The following is a 10,170-nucleotide window of genomic DNA, read 5'->3' on the forward strand; positions in this document are numbered from 1 at the left end:
CCCCGTCCCCAGGGCGGTCCCCGTCCCGGCGGCGAGGCCCGCGGCGAGGGCGGCTCGGTGCCCGGCGCGCCGCGTCCCGGCATGCCCCCGCGTCCGGCGGCCCCCCGCCAGGGCGGCGGCGGCCCCGGCGGCCCGCGTCCCAACCCGGGCATGATGCCCAACCGTCCCGGCCCGTCCCAGGGTGGCGGCGGACGTCCCGGTGCACCGGGCGGTCCGCGTCCCGGCGGCGGCCAGGGCGGCCCCGGCCAGCGTTCCGGCGCTCCCGGCGGTCCCCGTCCGGCCGGCGGTCCGCCGCGTCCCGGCGGCGGTCCCCGTCCCGGTCCCGGCGCGGGCTTCGGCCCCCGTCCCGGCGGCTTCGGCGGCGGCCCGAGCGGCGGCCCCGGCGGCGGCGGTGGTGGCGGTGGCGGCTTCGCCGGTCGCCCCGGCGGCGGCGGTGGCGGCGGCCGTGGCGGTCGCGGTGCCGGCACGCAGGGCGCCTTCGGGCGTCCGGGCGGTCGCGGCCCGGCCCGTGGACGCAAGTCCAAGAAGCAGCGCAGGCAAGAGTTCGACAACATGCAGGCCCCGTCGATGGGCGGCGCGATGCTGCCCCGCGGCAACGGACAGGTCGTCCGGCTGCCGCGCGGCTCCTCGCTGATGGACCTGGCCGAGAAGATCGGTGCCAACCCGGCCGCGCTGGTGCAGGCCGCCTTCTCGATCGGCGAGATGGTCACCGCGACCCAGTCGGTCAGCGAGGAGATCCTGCAGCTGATCGGCTCGGAGATCGGCTTCGAGATCCAGATCGTCTCGCCCGAGGAGGAGGACCGCGAGCTGCTCGGGTCCTTCGACATCGAGTTCGGCGAGGACGAGGGCGACGACACCGACCTGGCCCCGCGGCCCCCGGTGGTCACCGTCATGGGCCACGTCGACCACGGTAAGACCCGCCTGCTGGACGCGATCCGGAAGGCGAACGTGGTCGCGGGCGAGGCCGGCGGCATCACCCAGCACATCGGTGCCTACCAGGTAGCGGCCGAGGTGGCCGGCACCGAGCGGCGCATCACCTTCATCGACACCCCGGGCCACGAGGCGTTCACCGCCATGCGTGCCCGCGGTGCCAAGGTGACCGACATCGCGGTGCTCGTGGTCGCGGCCGACGACGGCGTCAAGCCGCAGACGATCGAGGCGCTCAACCACGCCAAGGCGGCCGAGGTGCCGATCGTGGTGGCCGTCAACAAGATCGACAAGGAGGGCGCGGACCCGCAGAAGGTGCGCGGCCAGCTCACCGAGTACGGCCTGGTGGCAGAGGAGTACGGCGGCGACACCATGTTCGTCGACATCTCCGCGCGGGAGAACATCGGCATCGAGGAACTGCTCGAGGCGGTCGTGCTGACCGCGGACGCGTCCCTGGATCTGAGGGCCAACCCGAACCAGAACGCCGAGGGTGTCGCGATCGAGGCCCACCTGGACCGCGGCCGCGGTGCCGTGGCCACGGTGCTGGTCCAGCGCGGAACGCTGCGCGTGGGCGACACCATGGTCGTCGGCGACGCGCACGGTCGCGTCCGGGCCATGCTGGACGAGAACGGCAACAACCTCGAGGTGGCGGACCCGTCCCGTCCGGTGCAGGTGCTGGGTCTGACCTCGGTGCCCGGTGCCGGTGACACCTTCCTGGTGGTCGAGGAGGACCGCGTCGCCCGGCAGATCGCCGAGCGCCGTTCGGCCCGCGAGCGCAACGCGCTGCTCTCCCGTCGTCGGGTGCGCGTGTCCATGGAGGACCTGGAGCGCGCCCTGAAGTCGGGCGACATCCAGCAGCTCAACCTCATCATCAAGGGCGACGTGTCCGGTTCGGTCGAAGCCCTCGAGGACGCCCTGCTCAAGCTGGACGTCGGCGACGAGGTCGACCTGCGGATCATCCACCGCGGCGTCGGCGCGATCACCGAGTCGGACGTGGACCTGGCGCTGACCAGCGACACGATCATCATCGGCTTCAACGTCCGGGCCGACGGCCGTGCTCGGACGAAGGCCGACCGCGAGGGCATCGAGATCCGCTACTACTCGGTCATCTACCAGGCGATCGAGGAGATGGAGGCGGCCCTCAAGGGCATGCTCAAGCCGGAGTACGAGGAGGTGCAGCTCGGCACCGCGGAGATCCGCGAGGTCTACCGCTCCTCCAAGTTCGGCAACATCGCGGGTACCCTGGTCCGCTCGGGTCTCATCCGCCGCAACGCCAAGGCCCGGCTCATCCGGGACGGCGCGGTGGTCGCGGAGAACCTGCAGATCGACTCGCTGCGCCGGTTCAAGGACGACGCCACCGAGGTCCGCGAGGGCTACGAGTGCGGTATCGGCCTCGGCTCGTACAACAACATCCAGGTGGACGACGTCATCGAGACCTACGAGATGCGCGAGAAGGCTCGCTCGTAAGGTCCCGGGCGCGGGGCCCCCGTACGCGGGGCTGCCATCCGCGGGATAAGCCGTTGTCTCCCGCAGGCCCGGTATGCAAGTCTCTTGCATGCCGGGCCTGCGGGCCCTGGTATTCCACCCCCCTCACCTCCCCTCGGCTGGGTCAAGCCCTGATGCCTGTGTCCGACGGCGCCGTGTTCTCCGGAACGCTGAAGATCGACGTATTGTTGGGCGAGGTGCACTCGCTCAAGCAGAAGCGGGCGCTGGTCAAGCCCGTACTGGCCGACCTCAACCGGCGGCCCGGAGTGGGCGCGGCGGAGGTGGCGCTGCAGGATCTCCACCGACGCGCCGTGATCGGCGTGGCCGTCGTGGCGGGCACCCACCATCGGGTGATAGAGCTTTTGGACGATTGCGAGGGCGCGGTGTCCTGGCGGCCCGAGCTCGAGGTGCTCTCGGTGCACCGCCGCGTCCGCAGCGACGAAGACGACTGAGAATCGAAGGAGCGGATCATGGCGAACAGCACGCGCACGGCGAAGCTGGCCGACCGGATCAAGGTGGTGGTCGCCGAGACCTTGAAGACGAAGATCAAGGATCCGCGTCTCGGGTTCGTCACCATCACCGACACCCGGATCACCGGGGACCTGCGGGAGGCCACGGTCTTCTACACCGTCTTCGGCGACGAGGAGGAGCGGGCCGCCTCGGCCGCCGCGCTCGAGTCCGCCAAGGGCATCCTGCGCAGCGAGGTGGGCCGGCAGACCGGGGTGAAGTTCACCCCCACCCTGGCCTTCATCCTGGACGCGATCCCCGAGGGCGCCCGGCAGATCGACGACCTGCTCGCCCGCGCCGCGGCCGAGGACGCCCGGGTGCGCGAGATCGCCGAGGGCAAGACCTTCGCCGGCGAGGCCGACCCGTACAAGGCGCCGCGCTCGCTCGAGGACGAGGACGACGAGGCAGACGACGAGGACGAGCGTTGAGCCGTCGGCCCAAGGCCTATGCGGACCGTCCGGCCCCGCCGGACGGTCTGGTCATCGTGGACAAGCCCGGCGGCTGGACCTCGCACGACGTGGTCGGCAAGATGCGCCGGCTGGTGGGCACCCGACGGGTCGGCCACGCCGGCACGCTGGACCCGATGGCCACCGGCGTTCTCGTGCTCGGCGTGGAGAAGGCCACCCGGCTGCTCGGGCACCTGACGCTGACGCGGAAGGAGTACGAGGCGACCATCCGGCTCGGCCAGGCCACCGTCACCGACGACGCCGAGGGCGAGGTCACCACGCAGGCGGAGCCGGCCGCGGTGGCCGCCGTCACCGACGAGGCCGTGGCCGCCGGGATCGCCGTGCTCACCGGTGAGATCATGCAGCGGCCCTCGGCCGTCTCGGCGATCAAGGTGGACGGCGTGCGTTCCTACGCCCGCGTCCGCTCCGGCGACGAGGTCAAGCTCCAGCCGCGCCCGATCACCGTGTACGCGTTCGAACTCCTCGGCGCCCGGCGCGGCGAGGGCGTATTCGACCTCGACGTCCGGGTGGAGTGCTCCAGCGGCACCTACATCCGCGCGCTGGCCCGCGACCTCGGCGAGGATCTCGGCGTGGGCGGGCATCTGACGGCGCTTCGGCGCACCCGGGTCGGTCCCTACACGCTGGCCGACGCGGCCGAACTCGGAGCACTCACCGCACTCGCCGAGGCGGGTGAATCGGTGCCGGTACTGCCGATCGCGGACGCCGCGGGCGCCGCGTTCCCGCGTTACGACGCGGACGAGGAGCAGGCGCGGGCGATCGCGCACGGCGGTCCGCTGCCCGCGCGCGGCCTCGGCCCGGGCCCGATCGCGGTGTTCGCGCCGGACGGGGCGTTCCTGGCTCTGGTCGAGGAGCAGGGCCGGCGCTGCAAGCCGATCGCCGTGTTCGTCTGAACCGGCCCCGTCCGTCCCCCGATGGTGGTGCGTGCCCCGCGGCTTCTACTGCGGCGGGGTGCTCCACGGGTCGTTCGACTGCTGCTGCGTCCCGTCCCCGGGCTGGCCCGGCATGATGCCGCCCTGACCCGGCATCTGCGGGTACTGCGCGGGCGGGTAGCCCTGCGGCGGGTACGGGTAGGGGTAGCCGGGGACGGCGAACTTCTGCGGCCGGAAGAACGCGGCGTTGCTCTTGTGCCAGAACATCACCAGCGCGTACAGCCCGACCGCCACGGTCAGCCAGCTCAGGATCGTCCCGGCCACCGGCGTGTGGATCGAGGCCGTGGTGCTGGTCGAGCCTGACCTCTCGCTGGCGCTGTAGCTGAAGCCGCCGGCGAGCGCGGAGAGCACCGATATGCCGAAGAAGACCGAGCTGAGCACGCGGGCCCAGTTGCGCCCCGACTTGATCTTCCACGCCATCCACAGCCACAGCAGCGTCCCGAGCAGCCCCCCGACGACCACCGCGGCGATGTCGATGTTGACCGCCGTGTTGATCGTGCTCGCGCTGTAGCCGGGCAGTTCCTGGCGCACCTGGGTGCGGATGTCGCCGATCTCGGTGAACGTGACGAGGATGTCCACCACGCTCAGCGCGGCGCCGCCGAGGATCGCGTAGTACGAGCGCAGCGCCGCCTGCGGGATCGGCGGGCGCTGCGGCAGGCCGTACACCGGCTGCATCGGCATGACCGGATAGGGTCCGGGCGGCTGGTAGGCCATGAGTGCATTCCCCTCCTCGAGGGCGCCGAGCCGACGCCCCGTTTGATACGCGCAGGCCATCGTAGGCCTGGCGGTAGGTTCCCGCCAGCACTCCGCACGCGCCTTCGACGGGCCCGGTACGGATCACACCGCCGGATCTGGCACGCTTGGACTGTGAGCGGACAGCGGGATGCGATGCAGCGGTGGGACAGCCTGGCCGAGGTGCCCTCGGACTGGGGGTCCTCGGTCGTCACCGTGGGCTTCTTCGACGGAGTGCACCACGGCCATCGGCGGGTCGTGCGCAAGGCGGTGGAGCTCGCCCGCGAACGCGGCGCGGCGGCCGTCGTGCTGACCTTCAGCCCGCACCCGAGCGAGGTGGTACGCCCGGGCACGCACCCGGCGCTGCTGACCACCCCCGCCCACCGGGCCGAGCTGATGGCCGAACTCGGCGTGGACGCGGTGCTGGTCCTGCCGTTCACGGTGGAGCTGTCCCGGCTGACCCCGGCCGAGTTCGTCGAGCAGGTGCTGCTGGAGCGGCTGCACGCGGCGGCCGTGGTGGTGGGGGAGAACTTCCGCTTCGGGCACAAGGCCGCCGGCACCGTGGCCGTGCTCACCGAGCTCGGCGCCGAACTCGGCTTCGACGTCGAGGGGCTGGCCCTGGCCGCCCCGGAGGAGGGGGAGGAGTCCCGCTTCTCGTCCACCGACGTGCGCCGGATGGTGCTGTCGGGCGACGTGGAGACCGCGGCGCTGCGCCTGGACCGTCCGCACCGGGTGGAGGGCACCGTCGTGCACGGCGCCAAGCGCGGCCGCGAGCTCGGCTTCCCCACCGCGAACGTGGACTCGCCGCCGCACTCGGCGATCCCGGCGGACGGGGTCTACGCCGGCTGGCTGCTGACCGGCGAGGAGCGGCTGCCGGCCGCGATCTCGGTGGGCACCAACCCGCAGTTCGAGGGCGAACACCGCACCGTCGAGGCGTACGCGCTCGACCGCACCGACCTCGACCTCTACGGCCGGCACGTCGCGGTCGACTTCGTCGCGCGGGTGCGCGGCCAGGAGAAGTTCTCCGGCATCGCAGAGCTCATCGAACGCATGAACCAGGACGTCGCGAAGGCCAGGGTCCTGCTGGCCGAGTAGCCCGGCCCCCGCCGGGTCCGCTATCGTGACCGACATACGGGTTCGTATCCACCGTATGACCACGGTGGGACTGGGGCGGGAAAGACGGACGGCATGGCGGAGAGCTACGACCAACTGCTGGAGCGCACCGAGTCCTGGTTCGTACGGCGCGGATTGCCCTACTTCATCGAGGATCGCAAGGCCACCGAGGACGTCTTCACCAGTGCTCTGCCACTGCTGCTGGTGTACTTCGTGGCCAACCTGATGGTGGTGCTCTCCCTGCACCTCACCGCCCCGCAGCGGATCGGCGGCGCCACGCTCGGCGTGCTGCTGCTGGCACTGCTGTACATGGTGCGCAACATGTTCAAGGGCGAGAAGGCGGTCGGGCTGCCCAGCCAGATCAACTGGTTCGAGCTCGGCGGATTCGTCGCGATCCCCCCGATCGTCGCGTACGTCGCGCGGCACCGGATCAGGGACGCGCTGATCGACCTCGGCGTCGACGTCGGCGTCGTGCTGCTGATCTACGTGGTCGCCTCGGCGCTGCTCCCGCTGGCGAACTGGGCCTTCCGGCGCACCTTCCAGGAACTCGGCGAGGTCTTCGATCTCGCGGCCCGCGCGCTGCCGCTGGTGTTCCTGTTCAACAGCTTCCTGTTCATCAGCGGCGACGTGTGGGAGTTCGCCGGCGGCGAGAGCATGACCTCGGCCCGACTGTCGGGCGTGGTGGGCCTGTTCGCCGTGTTCACCGTGCTGTTCCTGCTCTACCGGCTGCCCGAAGAGGTCCAGCGCGTCGCAGCCCACGATGACCGCACCACCATCGTCGAGGCCTGTAAGGCGACTCCGATGGACGGCGTGATCACCGAGGTGGTCCTGCACGAGGGCGCGCTCCCGCTGAGCCGGGCGCAGCGCGTTAATGTCCTTATGGTGCTCTTCGTCGGCCAGATCCTGCAGGTGGTGCTGCTCGGCGTGCTGGTGTTCCTGTTCTTCATCGGCTTCGGCCGCCTGGCGATCACCCCGGCGCTCATCAACGAGTGGACGAAGAAGCCGGAGAACTACAACTACCCGGTCACGCTTTTCGGCAACAAACTGTCGGACTACATCGGCATCGGCATCGACCACCGGCTCTGGCAGGTCTCGGTCTTCCTGGGCGCGGTCTCAGCCTTCTTCTTCGCCATCTCCTCGATGACCGACGAGGCGTACAAGGCCCAGTTCTACGCCCGGATGAACCGCGAGCTCGAGACCGCGATCCAGGTCCGCCGCGTCTACCTGGCCCTCTACGAGCGCCGCTACTCCGTCGAGAGCGAGCTGAGCGCCTCCGGCGTCCACTTCAAGCACATCGACACCGCGCACACGGCCCTGGCCCGGATGACCGTGCCGCGGCTGCTCGAGGCCGAGGCGGCCGTCCAACACGAGCTTCATCTGCACGAACATTCCCACCATCCGCACCCTCCGACGCGGCAGCACCCCGTGGACGAGCCGCACGCGGATTAAGCTGGCGTCATGAGCCAGTCTGCGCACGAGTACGAGACCGAAGCGACCAGGGCCGCGTCCGCCGGCACGTCCGCCGACGCCGAGACGGCGTACGGCGAGGTGGTCGGGTTCCTCACCGACCTCATCCGGATCGACACCTCGAACCCGGTCAAACCCGAGCGCCCGGCCGCCGAGTACGTCGCGGAGAAGCTGGCCGAGGTGGGCCTCGAACCGCAGATCTTCGAGTCCGAGCCCGGCCGCGCCTCGGTCGTCGCGCGGATCGAGGGCACCGACCCGTCCGCCGACGGCCTGCTCGTGCACGGCCACCTGGACGTGGTCCCGGCCGACCCGGCCGACTGGAGCGTGCACCCCTTCGCCGGCGAGGTGCGCGACGGCCTGGTCTGGGGCCGCGGCGCCGTCGACATGAAGGACATGGACGCGATGACCCTCGCGGTGGTGCGCCGGATGCTGCGCGAGGGCCGCCGCCCGCGCCGCGACGTCGTGCTGGCCTTCCTCGCCGACGAGGAGGCGGGCGGCAACTTCGGTGCGAAGTTCCTCGCCGCCAAGCACCCGGGGCTGTTCGCCGGCTGCACCGAGGCCGTGAGCGAGGTCGGCGGGTACTCCATGGAGATCAACCCCGGGCTGCGGCTGTACCTGATCGAGACCGCGCAGAAGGGCCTGGCCTGGATGCGGCTGCGCGCCGCCGGCCGGGCCGGACACGGCTCGATGATCAACGACGACAACGCCGTGACCGCCCTCGCCGCCGCCGTCGCCCGCATCGGCACGCACGAGTTCCCGGTCACCCTCATCCCCACCGTGCGCGACTTCCTTGCCGAGGTCTGCGACGCGATGGGCATCGACTTCGACCCGGCCGAGCCGGAGCAGGCCGTGGCCAAGCTCGGCCCGCTGGCCCGCTTCATCGGCGCCACGCTGCGGCACACCGCGAACCCGACCATGTTCAACGCCGGCTACAAGACCAACGTCATCCCGGAGCGGGCCGAAGCCGTGATCGACGGCCGGTTCCTGCCCGGCGGCCAGGAGGAGTTCCTGGCCCTGATCGACGAGCTGGCCGGCCCCGACGTGGTCAGGGAGAACATCCACCTCGACCGCAGCGTCGAGTCCCCCTTCGCCGCGCCGCTGGTGGAGACGATGCTCGCCGCCCTCAAGGCCGAGGACCCGGCCGCCCGCACCGTCCCCTACTGCCTGTCCGCCGGCACCGACAACAAGACCTTCGCCGACATGGGCATGACCGGCTACGGCTTCGTCCCGCTGAAGCTGACCCCGGACCTGGACTTCGCCGCCATGTTCCACGGCGTCGACGAGCGCGTGCCGATCTCAGCCCTGGACTTCGGCGCCCGCGTCCTGGACCGCTTCCTGATGTCCGCCTGACACCAGCGCGCCGCTCGTCGCCCGCCGCTCGGCCCCGCCACGCACATACGTACGGCCCGCCCGCTGAACTCCAGCGGCCGGGCCGTACGCATCACGTGTCCTGCATCACGCGGTCGGCCTGCCATCCCCGCCCGCTCTTCTCAGCACTCGGCACTCGGCACTCGGCACTCAGCACTCGGCACTCAGTGCCCAGCCCTCAGTCCTCAGTCCTCACTCGTCAGTTCTCAGTACGGCCGCATCCCTCGGGTCGAGGTGAACCCCTCCGCGACATGCGCCGCCAACTCGAGGTACGCGTCCGCCGTCGCAGGCCGGAGATACTCGAGGTCGATCTCCGCGCCCGTGGCCAGGTGCGAGTCGTACGGAATCGTCACCACCGCCCGGCACCGCGCCGCGAAGTGCGCGATGAGCTGCGACAGGTCGATCTCCTTCGACGAGGGCCGCACCGCCGAGATGACCGTGATCGAGCGGCGCACCAGGTCCTCGAACCCGTGCGCGACCAGCCAGTCCAGCGTGGTGGAGGCCGAGTTGCCGCCGTCCACGCTGGGCGTGGAGACCACGATGAGCTGGTCGGCCATCGTCAGCACGCCGCGCATGGCGGAGTAGAGCAGTCCGGTGCCGGAGTCGGTGAGGATGATCGAGTACTGGTTCTGCAGCGCCTCGATGATCCGCCGGTAGTCCTCGTCGTTGAACGTGGTTGAGACGGCCGGGTCGACGTCGTTGGCGAGGATCTCCAGCCGGCTCGGCGCCTGCGAGGTGAACCGCCGCATGTCGACATAGCTGCGGATGGAGGGAAGCGCCTGCAGCATGTCCCGGATCGTGGCTCCGGTCTCCCGCCGCACCCGCCGCCCCAGCGTCCCCGCGTCAGGGTTCGCATCCACCGCGATCACCCGGTCCCCCCGGTTCCACGCGAGCGTGGCCCCGAGCGCCGTGGTGGTCGTCGTCTTGCCCACGCCTCCCTTGAGCGAGATCACCGCGATCCGGTGGCACCCGAACAGCGGCGTGCGCACCCGCTCGAGCAGGTCATTGCGATACGCCTCGATCTTCCCGGGCCCCGGCTTGAGCAGCCCGCCACTGGCCGAACGCACCGTACGCCGCCACCCCGTCTTCGCGACCGGCTCGGCCTTGCGTACCAGCCGCTCCGAGCTCAGCTCCTGCGACGCCTGGAACCCCAGCGGCGTGGCCAGCCCCGAGCC

The 10,170-nt window shown here is 71.1% G+C and carries 9 protein-coding genes; 7 read left to right on the forward strand and 2 right to left on the reverse strand.

Translation table 11 applies throughout. The annotated features are described in order from the left end of the window. The 4 genes from infB to truB form a co-directional block, all read left to right on the forward strand. Window positions 1-2,394 (forward strand): translation initiation factor IF-2 (gene infB / locus KDL01_RS34575; RefSeq protein ID WP_212532904.1); only part of this gene is annotated, 2,394 nt, incomplete at its 5' end. Window positions 2,395-2,546: 152 nt separating this feature from the next. After that, complete coding sequence (locus tag KDL01_RS34580) at window positions 2,547-2,864, forward strand: DUF503 domain-containing protein (RefSeq protein WP_212532905.1); 318 nt, start codon at window positions 2,547-2,549, stop codon at window positions 2,862-2,864. 18 nt (window positions 2,865-2,882) lie between these two features. After that, window positions 2,883-3,347 (forward strand): 30S ribosome-binding factor RbfA, encoded by a 465-nt coding sequence (gene rbfA, locus KDL01_RS34585; RefSeq protein ID WP_212532906.1) that lies wholly within the window; start codon window positions 2,883-2,885, stop codon window positions 3,345-3,347. Then, window positions 3,344-4,276: a tRNA pseudouridine(55) synthase TruB gene (gene truB / locus KDL01_RS34590; RefSeq protein ID WP_212532907.1), complete on the forward strand. Its 933-nt coding sequence runs from the start codon at window positions 3,344-3,346 to the stop codon at window positions 4,274-4,276. Before rbfA ends, truB begins: the two co-directional genes overlap by 4 nt. Window positions 4,277-4,321: 45 nt before the next feature. Here truB and KDL01_RS34595 read toward each other — a convergent pair whose 3' ends face one another. Next, entirely contained in the window at window positions 4,322-5,029 is a 708-nt protein-coding gene (locus KDL01_RS34595; RefSeq protein ID WP_212532908.1) for a hypothetical protein, read from the reverse strand. 174 nt (window positions 5,030-5,203) lie between these two features. Between KDL01_RS34595 and KDL01_RS34600 the strand changes: the two genes are divergently transcribed. The 3 genes from KDL01_RS34600 (at window position 5,204) to KDL01_RS34610 (ending at window position 8,977) form a co-directional block, all read left to right on the forward strand. After that, window positions 5,204-6,142 (forward strand): bifunctional riboflavin kinase/FAD synthetase, encoded by a 939-nt coding sequence (locus KDL01_RS34600; protein ID WP_212532912.1) that lies wholly within the window; start codon window positions 5,204-5,206, stop codon window positions 6,140-6,142. A 93-nt stretch (window positions 6,143-6,235) separates the two neighbouring features. After that, window positions 6,236-7,609, forward strand: coding sequence for a hypothetical protein (locus tag KDL01_RS34605; RefSeq protein WP_212532909.1), 1,374 nt, complete (start codon window positions 6,236-6,238; stop codon window positions 7,607-7,609). 9 nt (window positions 7,610-7,618) lie between these two features. Beyond that, window positions 7,619-8,977, forward strand: coding sequence for a M20/M25/M40 family metallo-hydrolase (locus KDL01_RS34610; protein ID WP_212532910.1), 1,359 nt, complete (start codon window positions 7,619-7,621; stop codon window positions 8,975-8,977). A 224-nt stretch (window positions 8,978-9,201) separates the two neighbouring features. Here KDL01_RS34610 and KDL01_RS34615 read toward each other — a convergent pair. Further along, window positions 9,202-10,170: MinD/ParA family ATP-binding protein (locus KDL01_RS34615; RefSeq protein WP_212532911.1), on the reverse strand; the 969-nt coding region annotated here is incomplete at its 5' end.

It is taken from the genome of Actinospica durhamensis (genome assembly GCF_018139695.1).
GTDB lineage: Bacteria > Actinomycetota > Actinomycetes > Streptomycetales > Catenulisporaceae > Actinospica > Actinospica durhamensis.